This window comes from Variovorax boronicumulans, assembly GCF_029892485.1.
GTDB classification, from domain to species: Bacteria; Pseudomonadota; Gammaproteobacteria; order Burkholderiales; family Burkholderiaceae_C; genus Variovorax; species Variovorax boronicumulans_B.
This window is the reverse complement of sequence record NZ_JARXVG010000011.1, coordinates 17,933-39,184: the sequence shown is the minus strand read 5'-3', so window position 1 is coordinate 39,184 and position 21,252 is coordinate 17,933. Positions and strand designations below refer to the sequence as shown.

General features: G+C 64.7%; 22 protein-coding genes and 1 pseudogene. 10 read left to right on the top strand and 13 right to left on the bottom strand.

What is annotated here, in order from left to right:
• Positions 1-5: 5 nt before the first annotated feature.
• From ruvX to M2282_RS23055, 5 genes are all read left to right on the top strand, one after another.
• Positions 6-443 carry a Holliday junction resolvase RuvX gene (gene ruvX, locus M2282_RS23075; RefSeq protein WP_280811104.1) on the top strand — a complete coding sequence of 146 codons (438 nt, stop codon included), beginning with the start codon at positions 6-8 and terminating at the stop codon, positions 441-443.
• Complete coding sequence (gene pyrR / locus M2282_RS23070; RefSeq protein WP_280811103.1) at positions 440-937, top strand: bifunctional pyr operon transcriptional regulator/uracil phosphoribosyltransferase PyrR; 498 nt, start codon at positions 440-442, stop codon at positions 935-937. Before ruvX ends, pyrR begins: the two co-directional genes overlap by 4 nt.
• On the top strand, positions 937-1,899 hold the full coding sequence (locus M2282_RS23065) for an aspartate carbamoyltransferase catalytic subunit (RefSeq protein WP_280811102.1): 963 nt from the start codon (positions 937-939) through the stop codon (positions 1,897-1,899). The genes pyrR and M2282_RS23065 overlap by 1 nt, the downstream gene beginning before the upstream one ends.
• A gap of 139 nt (positions 1,900-2,038) precedes the next feature.
• Entirely contained in the window at positions 2,039-3,322 is a 1,284-nt protein-coding gene (locus tag M2282_RS23060) for a dihydroorotase (RefSeq protein ID WP_280811101.1), read from the top strand.
• 22 nt (positions 3,323-3,344) lie between these two features.
• Positions 3,345-4,091, top strand: coding sequence for a lysophospholipid acyltransferase family protein (locus tag M2282_RS23055; protein ID WP_280811100.1), 747 nt, complete (start codon positions 3,345-3,347; stop codon positions 4,089-4,091).
• A 551-nt stretch (positions 4,092-4,642) separates the two neighbouring features.
• Here the strand turns inward: M2282_RS23055 and M2282_RS23050 are convergent.
• Complete coding sequence (locus M2282_RS23050) at positions 4,643-5,014, bottom strand: hypothetical protein (RefSeq protein WP_280811099.1); 372 nt, start codon at positions 5,012-5,014, stop codon at positions 4,643-4,645.
• Between the two features lie 207 nt (positions 5,015-5,221).
• Between M2282_RS23050 and M2282_RS23045 the strand changes: the two genes are divergently transcribed.
• Entirely contained in the window at positions 5,222-5,416 is a 195-nt protein-coding gene (locus M2282_RS23045; RefSeq protein WP_280811098.1) for a hypothetical protein, read from the top strand.
• Positions 5,417-5,439: 23 nt separating this feature from the next.
• Here the strand turns inward: M2282_RS23045 and M2282_RS23040 are convergent, their stop codons facing one another.
• The gene (locus M2282_RS23040; protein ID WP_280811097.1) at positions 5,440-6,606 is read right to left on the bottom strand and encodes an MFS transporter; all 1,167 of its coding nucleotides are present in this window, start codon (positions 6,604-6,606) and stop codon (positions 5,440-5,442) included.
• A gap of 275 nt (positions 6,607-6,881) precedes the next feature.
• Here M2282_RS23040 and M2282_RS23035 point away from each other — a divergent pair, with 275 nt between their 5' ends.
• Genes M2282_RS23035 through M2282_RS23025 form a run of 3 tightly spaced genes read left to right on the top strand, consistent with a single transcriptional unit; the run spans position 6,882 to position 8,199 of the window.
• Positions 6,882-7,235: a nitroreductase family protein gene (locus tag M2282_RS23035; protein ID WP_280811096.1), complete on the top strand. Its 354-nt coding sequence runs from the start codon at positions 6,882-6,884 to the stop codon at positions 7,233-7,235.
• A 32-nt stretch (positions 7,236-7,267) separates the two neighbouring features.
• Positions 7,268-7,708, top strand: coding sequence for a cupin domain-containing protein (locus M2282_RS23030; RefSeq protein WP_280811095.1), 441 nt, complete (start codon positions 7,268-7,270; stop codon positions 7,706-7,708).
• Positions 7,709-7,743: 35 nt separating this feature from the next.
• Positions 7,744-8,199 carry a carboxymuconolactone decarboxylase family protein gene (locus M2282_RS23025; RefSeq protein ID WP_280811094.1) on the top strand — a complete coding sequence of 152 codons (456 nt, stop codon included), beginning with the start codon at positions 7,744-7,746 and terminating at the stop codon, positions 8,197-8,199.
• Positions 8,200-8,395: 196 nt separating this feature from the next.
• On the opposite strand, the gene M2282_RS23020 is transcribed toward M2282_RS23025, so the two are convergent.
• The 6 genes from M2282_RS23020 to M2282_RS22995 are packed head-to-tail and all read right to left on the bottom strand — an operon-like array spanning position 8,396 to position 15,049.
• On the bottom strand, positions 8,396-9,703 hold the full coding sequence (locus tag M2282_RS23020; protein ID WP_280811093.1) for an aspartate aminotransferase family protein: 1,308 nt from the start codon (positions 9,701-9,703) through the stop codon (positions 8,396-8,398).
• Positions 9,704-9,707: 4 nt separating this feature from the next.
• Positions 9,708-10,760, bottom strand: a complete 1,053-nt coding sequence (locus tag M2282_RS23015) for a phosphotransferase (RefSeq protein ID WP_280811092.1) — start codon at positions 10,758-10,760, stop codon at positions 9,708-9,710.
• A gap of 33 nt (positions 10,761-10,793) precedes the next feature.
• Entirely contained in the window at positions 10,794-11,615 is an 822-nt protein-coding gene (locus M2282_RS23010; RefSeq protein ID WP_280811091.1) for an ABC transporter permease, read from the bottom strand.
• Entirely contained in the window at positions 11,612-12,859 is a 1,248-nt protein-coding gene (locus tag M2282_RS23005; RefSeq protein ID WP_280811090.1) for an ABC transporter permease, read from the bottom strand. Before M2282_RS23005 ends, M2282_RS23010 begins: the two co-directional genes overlap by 4 nt.
• Positions 12,856-13,914, bottom strand: coding sequence for an ABC transporter substrate-binding protein (locus M2282_RS23000; RefSeq protein ID WP_280811089.1), 1,059 nt, complete (start codon positions 13,912-13,914; stop codon positions 12,856-12,858). Before M2282_RS23000 ends, M2282_RS23005 begins: the two co-directional genes overlap by 4 nt.
• Before the next feature lie 52 nt (positions 13,915-13,966).
• Positions 13,967-15,049, bottom strand: a complete 1,083-nt coding sequence (locus tag M2282_RS22995; RefSeq protein WP_280811088.1) for an ABC transporter ATP-binding protein — start codon at positions 15,047-15,049, stop codon at positions 13,967-13,969.
• Between the two features lie 226 nt (positions 15,050-15,275).
• Between M2282_RS22995 and M2282_RS22990 the strand changes: the two genes are divergently transcribed.
• Positions 15,276-15,797, top strand: a complete 522-nt coding sequence (locus tag M2282_RS22990) for an Lrp/AsnC family transcriptional regulator (RefSeq protein WP_280811087.1) — start codon at positions 15,276-15,278, stop codon at positions 15,795-15,797.
• Between the two features lie 153 nt (positions 15,798-15,950).
• Here the strand turns inward: M2282_RS22990 and M2282_RS22985 are convergent.
• From M2282_RS22985 to M2282_RS22965, 5 genes and pseudogenes are all read right to left on the bottom strand, one after another.
• Positions 15,951-16,484, bottom strand: a pseudogene (locus M2282_RS22985) (MarR family winged helix-turn-helix transcriptional regulator); the annotation flags it as partial.
• Positions 16,485-16,593: 109 nt separating this feature from the next.
• Complete coding sequence (locus tag M2282_RS22980; protein WP_280811086.1) at positions 16,594-17,331, bottom strand: SDR family NAD(P)-dependent oxidoreductase; 738 nt, start codon at positions 17,329-17,331, stop codon at positions 16,594-16,596.
• Positions 17,332-17,770: 439 nt separating this feature from the next.
• A complete protein-coding gene (locus M2282_RS22975) occupies positions 17,771-17,962 on the bottom strand; it encodes a hypothetical protein (RefSeq protein ID WP_280811085.1) in 192 nt (63 codons plus the stop codon).
• A 673-nt stretch (positions 17,963-18,635) separates the two neighbouring features.
• Positions 18,636-19,616, bottom strand: a complete 981-nt coding sequence (locus M2282_RS22970) for a toll/interleukin-1 receptor domain-containing protein (protein WP_280811084.1) — start codon at positions 19,614-19,616, stop codon at positions 18,636-18,638.
• Positions 19,617-19,967: 351 nt separating this feature from the next.
• Positions 19,968-21,059 carry a hypothetical protein gene (locus M2282_RS22965; RefSeq protein WP_280811083.1) on the bottom strand — a complete coding sequence of 364 codons (1,092 nt, stop codon included), beginning with the start codon at positions 21,057-21,059 and terminating at the stop codon, positions 19,968-19,970.
• Positions 21,060-21,252 lie beyond the last annotated feature (193 nt).

The window sequence follows — 21,252 nt, the reverse complement described above, 5'->3', positions numbered from 1 at the left end:
CCGTCATGCCAGACGCTTCCGCTCCCGCCGACTCTTCCGTTCCCGTTCCCGTCCCCTCCCATTTCCAGACCTTCCTGGCCTTCGATTTCGGCCTGAAGCGCACCGGCGTGGCCAGCGGCAACCGGCTGCTTCAAAGCGCCACCCCGCAAGCCACCATCAAGGCCGAGGGCGATGCCCGCTTCGCGCAGGTCGAGGCGCGCATCAAGGAATGGCAGCCCGACGCGCTGGTAATCGGCGTGCCGTATCACCCCGACGGCGCCCCCCACGAGAACACCCGCCGCGCGCAGAAGTTCGCGCGCCAGTTGCGGGGCCGGTTCAACCTTCAGGTGTTCGAGGTGGACGAGCGCTACAGCACCACCGAGGCGCTGTCGTCCGGTGCAAAAGATGCCGATGCCGCCTCCGCCTGCATCATCCTGGAGCAATTTTTGAGGAGTCTCTCGTGAGTTCAATCCCTGATGCCGAAGCGCTCTACACAGGCCTTCTGGCCGGTGTGAAGGCGCTGCTGCGCCCTGAAACCAAACTGGTCGGCATCACCTCCGGCGGCGCCTGGCTGGTCGAGCGGCTGCAGAAAGACCTGGGCCTGGCCGGCGCGCCCGGCATCATTTCGTCGGCCATGCACCGCGACGACTTCGCACGCCGGGGCCTCTCGGCGAGCGCGCAGACCTCGCTGCCTTTCGACGTGAACGGCACCGACGTGCTGCTGCTGGACGACGTGCTCTACACCGGCCGCACCATTCGCGCGGTGCTCAACGAGCTGTTCGACTTCGGCCGCCCCGCCTGCGTGCGCCTGGCCGTGCTGGTCGACCGCGGTGGGCGCGAGCTGCCGGTGGCCGCCGATTTCGCGGCCGCGAAGTTCACGCTGCCCGACACGCAACTGCTGGCCCTGGCTCGCGCCGACGACGGCGCCTTCAGCCTCAAGGTGGAGGAAAACCGCTGATGCTCTACAAGCGAAATCCGCAGCTCAACAAGAACGGCGAGCTCATCCACCTGCTGTCGATCGAGGGCCTGCCAAAGGACATCGTCACGCACATCCTGGACACCGCCGCCAACTTCACCAGCGTGAGCGACCGCGAGGTGAAGAAGGTGCCGCTCTTGCGCGGCAAGAGCGTGTTCAACCTGTTCTTCGAGAACAGCACCCGCACCCGCACCACCTTCGAGATCGCGGCCAAGCGCCTCAGTGCCGACGTCATCAACCTGGACATCGCGCGCTCCTCAGCCACCAAGGGCGAATCGCTGCTGGACACCATCGCCAACCTGAGCGCCATGGCCGCCGACCTGTTCGTGGTGCGCCACAGCGAGTCGGGCGCGCCGTACCTGATCGCGCAGCACGTGGCACCCCACGTGCACGTGGTGAACGCCGGCGACGGCCGCCACGCGCACCCCACCCAGGGGCTGCTCGACATGTACACGATCCGTCACTACAAGAAAGACTTCGCGAACCTCACGGTCGCCATCGTCGGCGACGTGCTGCATTCGCGCGTGGCGCGCTCCGACATCCACGCGCTCACCACGCTGGGCTGCGCCGAAGTGCGCGTGGTCGGCCCCAAGACGCTGGTGCCCACCGACATGGCCGGCATGGGCGTGCGCGTGTGCCACACGCTCGAAGAAGGCATCAAGGACTGCGACGTGATCATCATGCTGCGGCTGCAGAACGAGCGCATGAGCGGCGCGCTGCTGCCCTCGTCGCAGGAGTTCTTCAAGACCTACGGGCTCACGCCCGAGAAGCTGCAATTGGCGAAGTCGGATGCCATCGTGATGCACCCGGGGCCGATCAACCGCGGCGTGGAGATCGACTCCGCAGTGGTCGATGGCAGGCAGAGCGTGATCCTTCCACAGGTCACTTTCGGCATCGCGGTCCGCATGGCCGTCATGAGCATCGTGGCAGGAAACGAAGCATAGACATGTTGCTCGCCCCCAGTCTTCGCGCACTTCGTGTCGCTTCGCCAACCCCCTACCGGGGGCAACACCAGTGGCCCGGCGAAGCCGGTTCCACGGTGTTCCCCGAAAAGGCCCTGACGGCCACCGGAAGTACAGACGCATGAACATCCTCATCACCAACGGCCGCGTCGTCGATCCCGCCTCGGGCACCGACAGGAAGACCGACATCGCCATCGCCGACGGCAAGATCGCCGGCATCGGCAACGTGCCCGCTGGCTTCAAGGCCGATCGCACCATCGACGCCACGGGCTGCATCGTCGCCCCCGGTCTCGTCGACCTCGCCGCGCGCCTGCGCGAACCGGGCTACGAACACGAAGGCATGCTGGAGAGCGAAATGGCCGCGGCCATCGCGGGCGGCGTGACCAGCCTCGTGTGCCCGCCCGACACCGACCCCGTGCTCGACGAGCCCGGCCTGGTCGAGATGCTCAAGTTTCGCGCCGAGAAGCTGCAGCGCGCGCGCCTCTTTCCGCTCGGCGCGCTCACGCGCAGCCTGGCGGGCGGCGTGCTCACCGAGATGGCCGAGCTCACCGAGGCCGGTTGCATCGGCTTCAGCCAGGCCGACGTGCCGCTCGCCGACACGCAGGTGCTGCAGCGCGCGCTGCTCTATGCGAGCACCTTCGGCTACACCGTGTGGCTGCGTCCGCAGGACCGCGACCTTGGCAAGGGCGTGGCCGCCAGCGGCCCGCTCGCCACGCGGCTGGGCCTCTCGGGCGTGCCCGTGTCGGCCGAGACCATCGCCATCTTCACCATCGTCGAATTGATGAAGAGCACCGGCGCCCGCGTGCACCTGTGCCGCATCTCCAGCGCGCGCGGCGTGGCGCTCGTGCGCGAAGCCAAGGCGCTGGGGCTGCCGCTGACCTGCGACGTCAGCATCAACTCGCTGCACCTGGCCGACACCGACATCGGCTACTTCGACAGCCGCGCGCGCCTGAACCCGCCGCTGCGCCAGCAGGGAGACCGCGCCGCGCTCTCGGCCGGCCTGGCCGACGGCACCATCGATGCCTTGGTGTCCGACCACACGCCCGTCGAGGCCGATGCCAAGACGCTGCCCTTTGCCGAAGCCGAACCCGGCGCCACCGGGCTCGAGCTGCTGCTGCCGCTCGCGCTGCAATGGGGCGAGCGCAGCGGCGCGGGGCTTGCGCGTGCCATCGAGGTCATCACCTCCGCGCCGGCCCGCCTGCTGACCGCGGCGGATGCGCAAACGGGCATCGGCCGCCTCACCGAAGGCGGCGTGGCCGACCTCTGCATCTTCGACCCCACGCTCGAATGGCAGGTGGAGCCCGACGCGCTCAAGAGCCAGGGCAAGCACACGCCGTTCGGCGGCTATCCGGTGCAGGGCCGCGCGCGCCACACGCTGGTGGCGGGCCGCGTCGTCCACGGATAAAGAAGAAAGAGAACGCGCGCCCATGGTTCATTCGCTGAAGGCCTGCTGGCGCTTGCTGCACGCGGTGGGGCATGCGCTGGGCGGCTGGTGGACGATCCGCTTCGCCTTTCCGAAGATGTCGCAGGCCGACCGCAACGCGCGCGTGCAGGAATGGTCACGCCGCATGCTAGAGATCATGGGCATCACGCTCAAGGTGCAGGGCACGGCGCCGACCCAAGGGCCGGTGCTGATCATCAGCAACCACCTCTCGTGGCTCGACATCACCGCCATCCATGCGGCGCGCCATGTGCGCTTCGTGTCGAAGTCGGGCGTCAAGCACTGGCCGCTGATCGGCACGCTCTCCACCGGCGCGGGCTCGCTCTACATCGAGCGCGAACGCCGCCGCGATGCGCTGCGCGTGGTGCACCACATGACCGAGGCGCTGCGCGAGGGCGACATGATCGGCGTGTTCCCCGAGGGCACCACGAGCGATGGCCGCGGGCTGCTGCCCTTCCACGCCAACCTGCTGCAGGCCGCCATTTCCTCGGGCGCCCCCGTGCTGCCCGCCGCGCTGCGCTTTGCCGATGCCGCCACCGGCGAGACCAGCCAGGCGCCGCGCTACATCGACGACGACAGCCTGCTCGCCTCGCTGTGGAACACGCTGCGCGCGCCGCCGCTGCTGGCCATCGTGCGCTTCGGTGAGCCGCAGGACTCGCACGGCCGCGAGCGCCGCACCTGGGCGCAGTCGCTGCATGAAGACGTGCAGCAGCTGCGCCGCGAGACGCACTGACGCTTTCAAAAAAAAGCGCCCCGCAAGGGGCGCTTGAACGACGCAAGAATGCGCCGTGAGGAGGAAGCGGGAATCAGGAAGCGGCGTGGGCTCAGAGGATGCCGAAGATCTTCAGACCGATGATCACGATGAGCGGCACACCGCAGAGCCAAAGGATGATGCTTTTCATGATCGAGGTCTCCGTGAGGTAAGAAGGCCTCTACATTGGCCGCGTGTCGGGCCGGTGCATGCGGGAGAAGGCAAATCGTGCGCGTGGGCGTCTGCCTACAAGCCGGCCGCGGCGCCAGGGCGCGGGCGCCTTCGATCAGCCCCGCGCACTGCCGGCACAGCTCATTCTCCAAACCAGAAGACGAGCCACGAACCCAGCGAAGCCAGCACGGCGATCAAGGCAACGATGTTGCTTTGGCGGAGGAAGGCGCGACTGCTCTGAAGGCGAGGACCGGTCGGCATGTCTGCTTCCTTTTTTCGAACGGATGTGCTCCGCGCGAAGGATGCGCCTTCACCTGCCCTCGGTCAATCCGAAGATAGTTCTCCCGATACCGGGGGGAAGATCAGTCGCGGTCTTCGTAATAGCGGCGATGCTGCTCGCGCTCCCACTGCCGGCGGCGCCATTCGCGGCGCTCCGCACGGCGTTCTTCCCAACGCTCTGCACGACGCTCTTCCCAGCGTGAGCCCGGCTCGTAATAGACGGGCGCGGGGGCCGAATACACGGGCGCCGGGGGCTGGTAGTAGGTCGGGGCCGGCCGTGAGTAAACGGGCGCTGGCTCGTAGTAGACCGGTGCGGGCTGGCCGATCACCACGCCGGGCAGGTTGACGCCAACGGACCAGCGGGTCTCTGCATTGGCCGATGCGCCGGCGAACAAGGCACCTGCGGCGACAGCGCCTGCAATGGCCAGCTTGAGAACGGTTCGGGGAATAGACATTTCATCTCCTGAAGCGGGCGAAAAACTGCCCTGATGCGGTGTCCAACGCCCGGCCGCACGAAGCCGCTCACATCGCTTCGGTGAAGTACCGTACCCAAATGTCACTGCGAAACGCCGGCAGTTCCAGGTTCGGAACGCTCTTCCCGCCCCATTGAAGGGGCATGCCCGAATTTGCCCGGCAGCGCGCGTTGCTCAATGATGGAGGCCATGAAGCAGATTCGCCTGGGCTGGTCGCTCGATGTCAGCCACCTCAAGCACCAGATCCAGGCGGCCGCCAGCTGGAGGCCCGAGACGGCCGCGCTGCGCCGTGACCTGGAAATCATGGCCGAGGTGGGCAACGAGGTCTTCGGCGAAGGGACGCACTGGATCGAAGAGCGGACGATGCCTGATCCGCATGAATGAATCGGCGGGCCGCGCCGACGGGCTCATCCTCTCTGCAACCGCGCGCCTCTGCGAACGATGACAGCGTGCGTGGCCTCGGCGAGCACCAGGGCCGCCAGGATCATCGCGGCGCCGATCAGGCTCAGGTAGTGCCTGTCGATGAACAGCAGCACCAGCCCGCCCAGCATGCTCGAGCAGGCGAGGCCGCCGTAGGTGGCCGTGTTGTTCAGCGCCAGCAACAGCGGTGCGACCTGGGGTGCGATCTTCACCAGCCGGTGCTGCTGCGGCACGATCACCGCCCAGCCGCAGAAGCCCCACAGGGCCAGCGAGACCACGGTGCCCGCCATCGACGCCGAAGCCCGCGGCAGCGCACAGAACACGGCGATGGCGACGGCCAGGGACGCGTTCATCACGCTGCGGCTGCCGAAGCGGTCCACCAGCCGGCCGGCGAACAGGTTGCCCACGGTGGCGCACACACCCCACACCAGCAGCACCGTCGCAAGGGCCTGCTCGTTGCCGCCCGTTGCCCGGTCGAGCACGAGGCCCGCGTAGGTGTAGACCATCAGCAAGCCGCCGTTCGCGAACACGTTGGTCAACAGCGCCAGCGCCACGCGCATATCGCCAACCGGTGCAAAGCGTTCGCGCAGCGTGATGCGCTCGGGCGGGCGCACCGCGTTCAGCAGCCACCACACGGCCAGCATCGCAATGAGCCCTAGCAGCGCAACGAACCACAGCGTCATCCGCCAGCCGCCGAGTCCGCCGATGAAGGTGCCCAGCGGCGAGCCGAGCGCCGTGGCCCCGGCAAGGCCCGCGGTCACGATCGACAGCGCATGGCCCCTTCGCTCCGGCGGTGCGATGGCAGACGCGACTCCGAGCGCCGTCGGCGAGAACATCGCCGCGCCCAGCCCCGCCAGCGCGCGGCTGAGCAGCACGGTGTTCAGGTCGGTGGCCATCGCGGTGATGGCATTGCCCACCACGAAGATGCCGAGCGCGACGACGAGCATCGGCTTGCGCGGCCAGCCGCCGCCTACCGCGGCCATCACCGGCGCGAGGATGGCGAACGAGAGCGCATACACGGCCACCATCTGCCCGGCCAGGCTGACCGAAGTGCCGAGCGAAGAAGCCACGCTGGGCAGGATGCCGGCAACGACGAAGTTGTCGGTGCCCATGGCAAACATGCCGAGGGCCAGAACGATCAGACGAGGATCCATGATCTTGTGCAGTGCAAGTGGATGACGTGCCGTTCGAAAGCGGTTCCACATCATCGCCGGGCCAAATTGCAATGCTCGGCGAACCGCGGATCGAAGGGAACTGATGGTTCTGCAAAAGGAAAGTGCACGGCGTGCAATGTCCTTGCGAAGGGCTCGCTGCGCACCGGAAGACGGCCCTTGAACGCCGTGCAATATGGAACTGCAGAACCATCAGTTCCATTCATTCGAAGCCGTGCCCATGATCGCCTCCAGTCCAATTTGCAGGAGACGAGACGATGACAACCGAGGCTCTCGCCCCAGCGCCTGAAGCCACCCAATGGTCGCAAGAGGCGATTGCAGGATGCGTTGCCACCGTCGTGCGCTCGCGCCGCGCAACCCGTGCCTTCAGGGCCGAGCCGCTGCCCCGCGAGCTCGTCGAAGAAATTCTGGAAGACGCAGACACCTGCCCGCAGGTCGCGTTCGCGCAGTTCCATGAGCCGATCGCGGCGCACCTGCACATGTCGCCGGACGAGGTGACCGCCTTCGGCATGTCGATGGGCTACGGCGACCCGGAGGCCGAGGTCAACCAGACAAGGATGCCGCGCGAGCGCGTGCAGGACTTCGCCCGGCTTCTGGGCTTTGCGGCCTGAGCCTTTCGCCCGTTTCACCAAGGAGATCACCCATGAAGAACACCTCATGGCTCGCCGCCGCTGTGGCGGCCGGCGCCATCGGAGTTACCGGCGCCATCGGCGCCCTCGCGCCCATCGCGGCCAGTGCGCATGCATCGGCGGAACGCGTCACGCCCGCACTCGAGCAGGCGATTCCCAACATCCCCGGCAAGTCGCTGGTCGCCGTGGTGGTCGACTATCCGCCGGGCGGCGCATCGCCGGCCCACGAGCACGCGAAGTCGGCGTTCATCTATGGCTACGTGGTCTCGGGTGCCATCGAATCGCAGGTGAACGATGGCCCCCGGCAAGTCCTGCGCGCAGGCCAGAGCTTCTACGAGCCGCCCGGCGCGAAACACTCCGTGAGCCGCAACGCGAGCAAGACACGGCCCGCGAAGCTGCTGGCCGTGTTCGTGGTGGACACCGACGACACGGCGCTCACCACCCCCACCCACTGACTCCACTGACCTATCCGACCTCCAAGAGCACGACCATGAGCAAACGCCTCGACTACAACCAGATCGCCCCGGCCGGCATCAAGGCCTTGGGCACCGTGTACGGCTACATCGCGCAGAGCGGCCTGTCGCCGGTCTTGGTCGACCTCGTGTACTTGCGTGTCTCGCAGATCAACAACTGCGCGTACTGCCTGGACATGCACACGCGCGACCTGCTGAAGAAAGGGCAGGCCATCGACAAGCTCGCACTGCTGCAGGCGTGGAGGGAGGCGGGGGCGCTCTTCGATGCGCGGGAGCGTGCTGCGCTGGCGTGGGCGGAATCGGTGACGCGCGTGGCAGAGACGGCTGTGCCCGATGAGGCGTACGAGGCGGCGCGTGCTGTCTTCGAGGAGCGCGAGCTGGTGGACCTGACCATCGCGATCGGGCTCATGAATGCCTACAACCGGATGGCGATCAGTTTCAGGAATACGCCGAAGGCGGTCGCTGTGGGGTAAGTCCACGCCGTCCCGGCAGAGCAGTCGCTGCTGGTGCCCGCGGGACTTGCGCTGGCGCTCCGAGAAAATCTTCTACACGAGTGGCGACATCGGCTCAGCGGCGAGCTACACCTGCTCGCAGTTGCGGCCACGGTCGGGGCTTGCGCATCCTGAACAGAGCACCGATTGGTGTGCGATACCCCCTGAGCGAATTGCGTCAATCCAAAACGCCTTTGGCAAGCACCTCGTCCAAGGTCGAAAGAAGAATATCCGCGTGAGCTTCGGAGAACGGCAAAGGCGGTCGCACCTTGAGCACATTGCCTGCAATTCCTGCAGCCCCGATCAACACGCCGCGCTCGCGCATGGCGTTGACGATCCTTGCCGTTTCGGTGGAGGCCGGCGTCCTGGAGGCCCTGTCGCGCACGAGTTCGATGCCGACGAACAATCCCTCGCCGCGTACGTCGCCAATGAGTTCGTGCCGTTCGGCGAGCCGGGCGAGACCTTTCTTGAGATGGCGTCCGACGCGTCCGGCATTCTCTTGCAGGCCTTCCCGCTCGATCACATCCAGGACCGCCATGCCGACATTGGCCGAAACGGGGTTGCCGCCGAACGTATTGAAGTACCGGCAGCGCTCGCCGAATTCGCGCAGCAGCTGCGAGCGGCAGACCATGCCGGCCATGGGATGGCCATTCCCCATGGGCTTGCCGAGTGTCACCATGTCGGGGATCACCCCATGGCGCTGGAAGCCCCACATGTGCGACCCCATGCGCCCGAACCCGGCCTGAACCTCGTCGGCGATGAAGACACCGCCCGCAGCGCGCATGGCCGCGACCGCCTCTGCCACAAAGCCGGCTGGATCTGTGTAAACCCCGTCGCTGGAGAAGGCCGTGTCCAGCAGCAGCGCTGCTGGCTGAATGCCAGCCTTGCGCATGTCCTCGATCGCGCTGCTGACGTGCGACGCGAAGTCCCGACCGACTTCTGTTCCTTGCCCTACCGGCATGGGCACGGTGCGTACATGGCTCCCAAGCGGCGCATGAGCCCCCAATGAAGGCGACAGTTCGGCCAGCGCACTGGTGACGCCGTGGTACGCGAACCGGGTGACGACGATGCCGGAGCCGCCAGTGCAGGCCCTCGCCACTCTCAAGGCCAGATCGTTGGCCTCGCTTCCGCTGCAGGTGAACATCACATGCGCGAGCTCCACCGGGAAAGAAGCGAGCAGACGTTCGGCGTAGTCGACAACGCTTTCGTGCAGGTAGCGCGTATGCGTGTTCAGCTGGGCCGCCTGCCGTGCCAGCGCGGCGACGACCTCGGGGTGGCAGTGCCCCACGCAGGCGACGTTGTTGTAGGCGTCGAGGTAGGGCGTGCCGTGCGCGTCGTACAGCCAAACGCCTTCTCCCCGGACCAGATGCACAGGCTTGTCATAGAACAGCCGATACGCGGGCCCAAGCAGGCGCCGCCTGCGTTCGAGCAGGGCCTCTTCGGTACGAGTGTCTTCGGCGGATTCGGAGATTTCTGCAATCGTCATTTCGTCATTCCATGTTGCAAGCGCGGCGCAGCGTTTGACGCGCTTGTTCTCTCGGAAGGGCACCGCAACGCTCCAGGCGAGCCCAGGACTTCGCGTTGTTGCGCAGGATGTAGTCGCGGTTCTCCGGATGCTGCTGTGCACGCCATCCGCCGATGGCCACGACCGATACCAGCCGCGTCGCCATGAGGTCGAAGAGCACGTCGATCTCCATGGGCTCCAGTGGCAGCACCGCGTGGTAGGCCGCGACGAATTCGGCCACCGCGCCGAGCGGATCGGAACTGTCCGTCAATTGGTACGAACTGGCGATCGCCAGGTCGTTGATCAGTGCGGTGTGCACCATGTCGCCGAAGTCGAGGATGCCGGCCACGCGGTCATGTCGTGCCGGATCCACCAGCACGTTGTAGTCATTGAGATCGTTGTGCACGACCTGTGCCCGGAGCCGTGCAAGCTGCGGTCTGGCGTGCTTCTCGAAACCGTCCAGGAACCGTTCGGCCAGGCTGCGCTGCCTCATGTCCGGGATGTGTGCCAACAGATCTCTCAGATCGCCGGCATGCTTGAGGTCCCAGGGCAGGTCATGTCCCGCGGCCGGATGGAAAAATCCACGAAGTGCGATCGCGAGTCGGGCCAGTGTCGCAGCCATATGCTGGCGCAGTGCCGAGCTGCGCGGAACCATCGGCAGCAGATCGCCCTGCAGGTACGACAGCAGCCGCACGATGCGAGGTGCATGCCCGTCGATGGCGAGGAATTTCTCGGATTCGCCGTCGCGGGTCTCGATCACATGAGGAACCGGCAGCGTCGGGTCCGTGCGCATGATGTGCAGCAATGCCTGGGTCTGGAATTCGGTCATGGACCGGTCTTCCGCCGGGTGCGAAATCTTCAACAGGTAATCGTGTCCCTGCGGGGACCTGATGCGGAAGTTCTGGTCGCGTTCGCCGGTCAACCGTTGTACGACACCGCTGATGCCGTAGTGATCGCGAACGAGCCGCTGCGCGGTCTCCACGTCAATTGCCGGGGCCGGCAGCGTGAACGCATCGCCGATGTTCGACAAACTATGCATGCTGATGGAATTCCATGTGAGTTGAGAAGGCCCTCATGCCGTCACTCCGCGCAGTCGTGCGCTGCGCCGCCGCAGCCACTCCAGGGTGAGCAGCAAAAGAACGGCCAGGCCGATCAGCAGCGTTGCGGCTGCCGTGATGGTCAGGCTGATGTTGTCGTTGATGCCGGCGAACATCTGGCGCGGCAGCGTGCGTTGGTCCGGTCCCGTCAGCAGCATCGCCACCACGACTTCGTCGAAGGAGATGGCAAAGGCGAACAGCGCGCCGGAGAAGATGCCCGGCGCCAACATGGGCAAGGCCACGCGAAAGAACGCGCGCAGCGGCGATGCGCCCAGATTCGCGGCAGCCCGCAGCAGGTTGACATCGAATCCGGCCAGCGAAGCACTGACGCTGACCAGCACGAAAGGTACGCCGAGGGCCGCATGTGCGAGCGTCAGGCCGATGAGGCTGTTGGCCAGGCCCACGCGCGCAAAGGCGAAGTACATGCCCACCGCCACGATGATGACCGGCACGACCATCGGAGAGAGCAGGAGCGCGAAGACGAAGGCCCGTCCGCGGAACTGGGTCCGCCAGAAGCCGAAGGCAGCCAAGGTACCCAGAACGGTCGCCAGCACTGTCGCACTGACACCCACGAGCAGGCTGTTCTTCAGCGTGGGCAGCCAATTGCCGGAGGTGAAGAAATCTTCGTACCAGCGCAATGAAAATCCAGGCAGGGGGTAGTAGAAAAAGGAGCCGCTGGAAAACGACAACGGCATGATGACCAGGATGGGTGCCATCAAGAAGGCAAGCACTGCGATCGAGTACACCCACAACAAGACGCGGCAGCTTCGCTGGAGGGGGGAAGCGTTGGGGTTCATGCCGCCTTCATCCTGTCGACGCCCACAAGGCGCGCGTAGGCCGTGTAGAGAACGGTGGTCGCCATGAGCAGCAGCAGAGACAGCGCCGCAGCCATGCCCCAGTTGATCGTCTTGGTCGCGTAGAAGGCAATGAAGTAGCTGATCATCTGGTCCCCGGCACCGCCGACCAGCGCCGGCGTGATGTAGTAGCCCAACGCCTGAATGAACACCATCAGGCCGCCGGCGCCCACGCCCGGCAGTGTCTGCGGCAGGTAGACGCGGCGAAACGCCGTCCAGGGCGTCGCGCCCAGGGATCCGGCAGCCCGCATGTGCGACGGCGGAATGCTCTTCATCACGGCATAGAGCGGCAGCACGACGAACGGCAGGAGCACATGCACCATCGCCGCGTAGACCGCAAAGCGGGTGTAGAGCATCGCGAGCGGCTCGTTGATGAGGTGGAACTGGAGCAGGGCCGTGTTCACGACGCCCTCGTTCTGCAACAGGACGACCCAGGCAGTGGTTCGCACGAGCAGCGATACCCAGAAAGGCAGCAGCACGCAGATCATCAGCAGGTTCGCCTTGCGTTCAGGCAGGCTGGCCAGCAGGTACGCCAGCGGATAGCCGAGCAGCAGGCACGCCAACGTGACGCCACCCGCAATCGACAAGGTTCGCCAAAGGATCGGCACGAAGACCGCCTGGTCCGATGGCATCGCTTCGACGCCGCCGCCCGGCGAGGAACGCAGGTCGAGTGCGCCGAGAACGAACAGCGAAGTCGCAGGACCTTTGGCACGCGCCAGGGCTCCCCAGGTATCGAGCTCGCCCCATTTCGGATCGATGCCGACAAGCACTTCGCGCGCACTGGGCTCCAATGGCCCGTCCGGCAGGCGCCGTGCCGTGGAGAACATCAGCGAACGGAATCCGTTCACGTCGTAGTTCAGGCGCGTGGCGGCCGACGCGAGCCGGCCGGCGCTGCGCGCAGCGCGCACGTCGGTTGCCAAGGCGGCGAACACCGCATCGTCCGGCAACGCGCTCCCGTTCCACGACTGCAGCCGCGCCGACACGGTCGGCAGGATCTCGGCCACTTCGGTGTCCACGACGGATCGGCTCAGCAGGGCGCCGATAGGCACGAGGAACGTGAGCAAGAGAAACAGTGCGAGCGGCGCGATCAGGAGCAGGGCCTTCGTGCGATGACGGCGAGAAGCCCGTCGCAGATCGCTCTTCAGACCCCTGGAGGCCGTCGGACAGGTCGCGCCGTCTGCGGTCACTTGGACACCCAGCTATTGAAGCGCTGCGTCAGGCGGTCGAGGTTCTCGAGCCAGAACTTGTCGCTGATGAGCAGGGCGCTCGCCATGTATTCCGGGTTCGTCGGGAGGTCCGGCAGAACGGACTTGGCGACCAGCTCGGTGCTGCGTTTGTTGGTGACGCCGTAGGGAATGAGGGGAGGGAGGTCCTTCTGCACCGAGGGCGTTCCGGCGAAGACAAGGTACTGCTCGGCCTGCGCCTTGTTCGGCGATCCCTTCATGATGGCCCACGAGTCGATGGTGTAGAGGCTGTTCTTCCAGGTGATCCGGAAGTTCTTCTTGTCGGTCTTGTTGGCCGCGGCAATGCGGCCGTTGTAGGCCGACACCATCGCCACTTCGCCCGAGGCCAGCAGTTGCGGCGGTTGCGCACCCTTCTCCCACCAGACGATGCTGCTCTTGATGGTGTCGAGCTTCTTGAATGCGCGGTCCACGCCTGCCGGCGTCGACAGAACCTGGTAGATGTCCGCCGGCTTCACGCCGTCTGCGATCAGCGCGAACTCGAGGTTGGTCTTTGCGCCCTTGCGCAGGCTGCGCTTGCCCGGAAACTTCTGGAGATCGAAGAAGTCCGCCCACGACTGCGGCCCGGCGCCCTTGAACTTGTCGCCGTCGTAAGCCAGCACGAAGTTGTAGAGGATGGCCCCGACGCCGCAATCGTTCGCGGCCTCCGGCATGTAGGCATCGCGCCCGCCGAGCTTGGCCCAGTCGATCTTCTCGAAGAGGCCTTCCTCGCAACCCAGTTGCAGTTCCTCGGATTCGACCTGCACCAGGTCCCAGTTGTTCGCACCGCCCTGGAGCTTGGCGCGCAGCACGCCGATGCCGCCGTCCCACGATTCATCGACCAGCTTGACGCCGGTCTTGGCAGTGAAGGGCTTGAAGTACACCTCGCGTTGCGCGTCCTGGTACGCGCCTCCCCACGACACGACGGTGAGTGGACGGCCCTGGGACCAGGCATTGGTCGCAACGCCTGCGGCGCTGAGCGTCGCAACGAGCAGCAATGTGGCTGAGCGGAAGATGGACATGAGCGATTCCTCTATCTGTGGAGTTGAACTACGGGCGGGCAAGAAGAGCACCTCAGGGTGCGACGAAGATACGGGCGTGTTCGATGCGCCATGTGACGCAGAGGCTTGAGCCCGGCGTGGGCAGCGTGTCGAACTGATCGGGACTGCGGCAGGCGATCATTTCGTGGCCGTCGCTGGTGCGAAGGCGTGCACGCATCTTGTCGCCAACGAAGATGGCCTCCTCGAGCGTCGCGGCCACGCCCACGCCCTCTGCGGTCCTGGATGCGGACAACTCGGCGCGTTCCGGGCGAAGCGTGAATACGCCGTTGCCACCGACACGCACGCCATCGCCCGCCACAGCCTGCAGGAGCGAGCCACCGTCGGTGCGCAGAACGGCGACGCCGTCCACCAGCGCTTCGACCGTGCCCGACAACCGATTGCTCTCGCCGACAAATGTTGCGACGAAGGCACTGGACGGCTGCTCGTACATCTCGCGCGGTCCGCACAGTTGCTGGATCTTTCCCTGGTGAAATACCGCGATGCGGTCCGACATGGTCAGCGCCTCTGCCTGGTCGTGCGTCACGTACACCATGGTCACGCCGAGGCGCCGGTGCAGTTGCCGAATCTCGAACTGCATTTGTTCGCGCAGATTCTTGTCAAGTGCACCGAGCGGTTCATCCATCAACACCAGCTTGGGCTCGAACACCAGCGCCCGTGCAACGGCGACGCGCTGCTGCTGGCCTCCGGACAGCTGCGCTGGCAATCGTTGCGCCGCATGCGACAGCTGCACCATGTCCAGCGCGAGCTTTACCCGGCGTGCCTGCTCATCGCGTCCGATGCCGCGGACCTGCAATGGAAACGCGACGTTCTCGCCAACGGTCATGTGGGGAAAGAGCGCATAGTTCTGGAACACCATGCCGATGTCCCGCTTGTATGCGGGTACCGCGCGCAGCGATCGACCCGCCAGGCGGATGTCCCCGCTGGTCGGCGTCTCAAAGCCGGCCAGCATCATCAGGGTTGTCGTCTTGCCTGATCCGGAGGGGCCGAGCAGCGACAGGAACTCGCCTTCCTGCACTGCAAGATCGAGACGATCGACGACCTGGGACAAACCGTCGTAGGACTTGCAGACTTGATCGAAGGTGGCAATGACGGACATGAGTATTTCTCTCTCGTGGTTGATCTGATTCTTCTCTCGCGCCACCCCGGCTCCATCGCCCAATCGGACAAGAAGCCTTCGCAGTCGTTTCTATGCCCCGGCGATGCAATCATCCAGCGGAATAACCAGAAAAGGCTACGGAAATTGGCTGTCTGCGGCGAATCCTGTAGGGCGCATGCCGTCTCTGCGGCAGAATCTGCTGGACACTCCACGAAGGCAGATCAAGATGGCAGATGAAGCAGCATCCAGGCAGCTCAAGCTGGATCGCATCGACCTGCAGATCCTCGCAATCATTCAGCAGGACGCTCGACTGACGAACGTGATGCTGGCCGAGCGAATAGGCCTCTCCGCCAGTCCATGCCTTGAAAGGGTTCGCCGGCTCGAGAAGGGAAAGCTTGTGACCGCTTATCGCGCGGTTCTCAATCTCGAGAAGCTCATTCCGCATCTCTACACCTACATGGAGGTCACGCTCAAGAGCCACCATGCGCAGGATTTCATGCGGTTCGAGAAGTACGTCCTCAAGCAACCCGAGATGCTGACTTGCAGCCTGATCAGCGGCGACTTCGACTACTTGATCCGGGTCATCTCCACCGACATTGCGCATCTGCATGCAATTTCGGAGCGCATGTTCAATGCTGAAGTCGGCGTCGAAAAGCACTTCACCTACATCTGCGTGAAGACGGTGAAGGACACGACCGAGGTCCCCATCGATGCCTTGCTGGCCGCCCGACAGCGAACGGCCCTCTGACTGGGGGCACTGACCAGGTCAGCGCGAGGTCGGCGAAGCGGCGGTTGAGGCTGGGTGCCCCCGGTTCGTATCGTTGTGCTGGGGTCTGCCGGCACGAGCAGCCACCAACGCCGGAGCGCTTTGCTCGGCCAGGCTCACCGGAAAGGCGATGCCCCGCGGCCAGCGATGGCGCGTGCCGCCCGAACGACGGTCGGCCTTCTCGGGCACGAGGCCATTCGCGTTCAACTCGCGAGCTCGCAATTCGAGCCGGTGCAGACAAGAGAGAAAGAGTTCGTGATGCGCTTCGTCGAGCCCATCGAGAAGATCGATGTTCAGGCGAGCGATGCGAGGAAACAGCTCGTCGAAAAGCGCTCGGCCCGCCGCGCTCAGCTGCACATGGACCCTGCGGCGATCGTCCGCGTCGTGGCGTCTCTCGATTAGCCGTTTTTCGAAAAGGCTGCGGAGGCCGCGCGACGTGCGCACCCGATCCAGCAGCATGCGCTCGGCGAGTTCCGATGAACCAAGCTCTCCGACCTGCGCGAGCATGCCGATCATTCCCCACTCGCGATGCGTGATGCCGAAGCCTCCTTCGACTACACGTGTGGTCATGGCACTGCATGCGCGCATGCAGCGCCAGACACGATCGAGAAGGAGATCGTCCAATGCGCACGGCGCGCGCAGTGCGGCGATGTCGGCGGAGGCTTGCAAGTGGATCTGCCTTCAGTGGGATGGGGAGGATCTGATTCGCCTCAAGCCAGGCTTGCGAGAAAAGTTTCGAGCGCGCCGGAGAGGGGCCGGGTAGCGGCGCACACCCATTTCAGATGCGTTGACCGCCGTCGATCGGGATTTCCGTCCCAGTGATATAGGACGCCTTCTCGCTGCAGAGGAATTCGATCAGGTCCGCCACTTCTTCCACGGTGCCGAGGCGCCGCATCGGAATGTCGTTCTCGACGATCTCCGTGGTTCCCGGCGACAGAATGTCTGTGTCGATCTCGCCCGGTGCAATGGCATTCACCCGCACATTGAGGGGGGCCATGTCGTTCGCCATCTCTCGGGTCAATGCGGCCAAGGCCGACTTGGACGTTGCGTAAGCCGAGCCGGCGAAGGGGTGCACGCGGCTGCCCGCGATCGAGCACAGGTTGACCACGGCGCCGCCCGCATTGGACAGTTCTTGTGCGAATCCGCGAGTCAACACCAACGGCGCATAGAAGTTGGTGTTGTACATCGACTGCCACACGTCCAGGTCGGTCGTGAGGGAGTTGACGCGGGTGCCCCCTGGGCCCTTTGGCGAGATGCCGGCATTGTTGATCAGCGCGTGCAGCTTGGCGCCTCCCAACAGGGGCCGCAGCGCCTCCACCGTCTTGAGAATCTGCTGCAGATCGGAAAGGTCCAGCGAGATGTGGGTGTTGCCCCCTTGGCTCCACGGACACGCGTCGGGCGGAGGCGTGCGGGACACCGTGATCACTCGCCATCCCAGATCCCGAAAGCGTTGAGCGGTGGCATGCCCAATTCCACGACTGGCACCCGTCACGATTGCGGTCTTGGTTTCTAACATTTGCAGTCCTTCAATAGTTCAGAAGAGGCACGCGCTCATTGGCGATCAGGCGATGTCTTTGCGGGCGCCGCATCGAATCTTTCCTGCGACGTGTCGCGGATCCCGTTCTGGATGATGTCGAGAACTGCTGGACGATTACATTGAACCTGTCCGTATGGACAGGATTTTTTTCCTCGGGAAGACAGATCCGCCGCAGGTTCTTCTGTGACGTCGCGCTGGTGTGGTCAGGACCGTGATAACGCTGGTGCCTGGAACTACCATGTCTGCGCGGCGGGGCTGCCGGTCGCACCGAGGAGCCAGGTAGTGATGAGCTGCGTGGTTCACTCGGCGCACGAGACCCGGGCGGCAACTCGCGTCGCCCCCGGCTACGGCATTGCCTAGCGAAACCTTGGCGAGCTGTACTGCAAGAGCGGGCGGCAGAATCGCGCGATCGATGCGCTCAAGCTGACCGCCAAGGCAGGTCCGGGTGGCCGATGCTCCGTTCGAAGACTTCCGCATCCACGTTGCCGCCCGAGAGAATTGCCAGCACGCCGGAAGAACCCGTTGGAAAGCGACGAAACATCGCGGCCGCCAGAGCGGTCGCACCGCCAGGTTCCAGGACGAGCTTCAGGTGCTCGAAACCAAAGCGCATGGCAGCGCGGGCCTCGCTGTCGGACTCCGTCGAGCCTCTCACACGGCAAGACCGCATGACCTCGAACGCCAGGACGCCCGGCGTCGGCACCAGAAGTGCGTCGCAGATCGTGCCGCTCAGCCAGGGGCGAAAGCCGACGCCGCATATCCGCCGAGCATCTGGACGACCAGCCTACTGCGCCGACGCGCGATCTTGATGACGGGAGCTTGCCGGCGGACAACAACGGGGTGGAGAACCTGAGGCGGCGGGTTCTGGGATGACCCGAGACGACTTGATGTGATCTCGTGGTGTTCGACAGGAATCGCAGGTATGTCAAAAATCCGCATGAGGATTGGATTCTTTGGGCTGGAAGAAAAAAATACCGCCATAAGTACCGATAGATTTCAATGCATGGCTTGGATGCATCGTGTATGAGGACGCTTCGAGCCGATTTGTCGACGCTGCGGTCGACGGGCCTTCCGAGATCAAGCTGAGCGGTACTGATCTTCGGCGTTCACAATGCCGCAGCCGCGAGCAGATCGCGGCTTGGTTTTTTCAAGAGGATGCGCAATACGCTGGTACCTGATTCTCCTTTCGAACCGGCCCGAAGCGGCCAACCAGCGAGGGGGCGGTGGGATCCAGCCCCAAGCCACCATTTTTCTTTCTCGGTAGATCCCAAGACAGATCGGCGACGCTACTGGAGGCGCTCGATGAACATTTCCCAGAGCAGCTCCGCGCCACCCTCCTGCGAGAGCTTCGAGGCGCGGTCCCCACCGGAGAACATGCCCATGGATCGCAGATACATGATCTGGTTATCCGCATCCACCGAAAGCGATTCATTCATGCTGTTACCGCGTGAGGAGGCATCGAACGAGAAGGCGATGCTCGCGCGCGAAAAGCCGTTGCCACCACAGTGCACCGAACATTCGGCCACCTTCTTGCCGTGCTTGTAGAGCATCGCGTTGAACGTCTGGGCGTCGATCTCTCCGAAAACGGCCTTGATGTCCTTGTTCCGCTTCTCCAGTTCCTCCATGGAGGCCTTGAAGAAGCGACGCACGTAGCTGAAGGAGTCTTGCAGGAAAGCGTCCTTGTCTAGGTCGCTGAATTCCTTGCGAAGCGCCAGATTGCTCGAGCGGGGTTCCCAAGGGCTCGCCGCCGACGCAGCCCCGGGGGATGCGGAGCCAGCCTGGCTAGCGGTTCCGGCACCAGCGCTGAGCGCCGGCGCCGTCTTTCCGCCGGCAAGACGTTCGGCGACTGTGCGCACCTGTCGCGCCACGTCCGCGTAGGCTTCGTCGTAGTTCGGCCAAGTCGAGATCGCCTTGCCGTCCCGCGGAGCGGCCAGCAATCCGCCAAAGGGCGCAGGGTGCCAGTCACAGGGCCGAACGATGACGGGGATGACCACGGCTTCACCGAGGTTGTGCCGCTCGATCGCTCGCGCCATTTCCTTGGAGTAGCAATACGTAGACGCCAGGAAGCTCGCACTGATCAGCAGCAGGATGATGTCCGCCCGGTCCAGCTCGGCTTCGATCAAGCCGTCGATTGAAGATCCCGCCTCGATCCGCCGGTCATGCCAAGAGTCGATCAGCTTCTGGTTCTTGAGCATGGACAAATGCTTCTCTAGCTGGTCGCGGTAGCTTTCGTCGTCGTGTGAGTAGGAGAAGAACAGTCGGGCCACGTGAAGTCCTCAGCGGTGAACGTCAGTGATTCTCGCCGAGTGCGCCTTGCCAACGGTTCTCGCTCCTGCGGAAGCCGGGTGCCTCTCGATAGCTCTAGAGGGTCTAGTCCGAAGCTCCGGCCTTCGCTGGTGTTGCCTTGCTGCCGGACGATCTTGAGGCGCAGGCTGCCGAACAGGTCGCGGGCCTCCGGCATAACCATCCACCCGTCGCCGTTTGCCCCCGAGCTGTAAGTCGCCGACCTGGATCTTGAGGATCGGCTGTCGACTCAGCGTCTGCTACCGTGGTCGCAGCATCCCGAAGTTGCGTCAGGACCGTGGCCACTGCACTCTCTCAGGTCTCAGCCGCCCGGCTCAGGGGCGATGCAGCCACTCGATGGCAAGGAGCTCCGACCAGTTGCTTGCGCTTCGAACCCGGGGCCGCATCTCGCCCAGATAGATCATGGCCTTCAACTGGTCTTCGAGAACATAGACGCCCAAGTTCAGATCGGGCACCCCAATCCGTGCGGGCATTGACTCGTCCCAGCCTTCGTTAAGCGGCCAGGCCGCCATGACACGACGGCCATCGTGGTGCGTGAAGAGTATCCACGCGGTGCCGTCGGCCAGGCCGTAGCACATGAATGCGCTCCTTGGCTTTCTCCAGGCGCTCCAGGGCGAGTCGTCCAGTTCCGTCAGCGGCGGAGCCGACGGCGAAGAGGCAGGGACGGAGGAGGGGTATGGCGGTGGGGAAGCGGCGCGCAGCCCTGGCGTCGGCAAGCTGCCACGTCGCCGCAACGCCTCGGCTTCGTCGCGAACTGTCCTAGCTCGGTCTTCAAGCCGTTCACGCACTTCGATGATCTTGGCGTTGGCATCAGGCAGCCGGATCCAGCGCGACTGGATGTTGACGTCGATGTGGCGGACCGCAGCGCCCAAGTCTTTCAGGTCCTCGCTGCTTGACGGCAGTGGGAGCGTCAGAAGGAGAACACCTTCGTCACTCGTCGCGGGCACCAGCGACGCGTTGGACGCGCCGCTGATTTCCACGAAGACGCGCACGCCTGTGCCGGAGTGAAGCCGCAGTAGCGCCACAAAGGCGCTCTGCAGCAAGCGGCTTTCCCAGTGTTCGACTACGCCGTCGCCCGGATGCCATTCGAGCATTTCATGAAGCGGTGGCAGCGGCGGCCGCGCCGTCACCGAGGCCCTGTAGGCCGGCATTGGAGGAAGACCTTGTGCCTTCAACCGCTCGACAGCCAAGCGCCGCAACAAATTCACTGCCCCCGTGAAGCAGTCAGGTCGCTCCTGGCTGGCTTCATGAGCAAAATGCCAAGCCCGCACGTCGCCGCGCCGCGCGACCAGCGGTGCCCCGCATGCCACACAGCAACAGCCGCATTCGGCGCCACGCGCCACATCGCCCACGAAACGAATCTGCCCGTTTGCATCGAGGCCTGCAAAGATCGAAAGGGTGTTCACGAACGCGCGCCACCCGGTTTGCACCCCTCACGCCAGGCGAGGCTGCCTGCGCAGCTATGGGCGGGAATTGAGCGCAGCAGTCTCGAATTCATCTGGAGAGACGAGTTGCCGCAGCCTCTCTCAAGGCGTAGAACTCCAGCCGGGCTGATTTGCAGATTTCCTGCCGATCAAGCTCGACCGCGTTTTCGTCGAA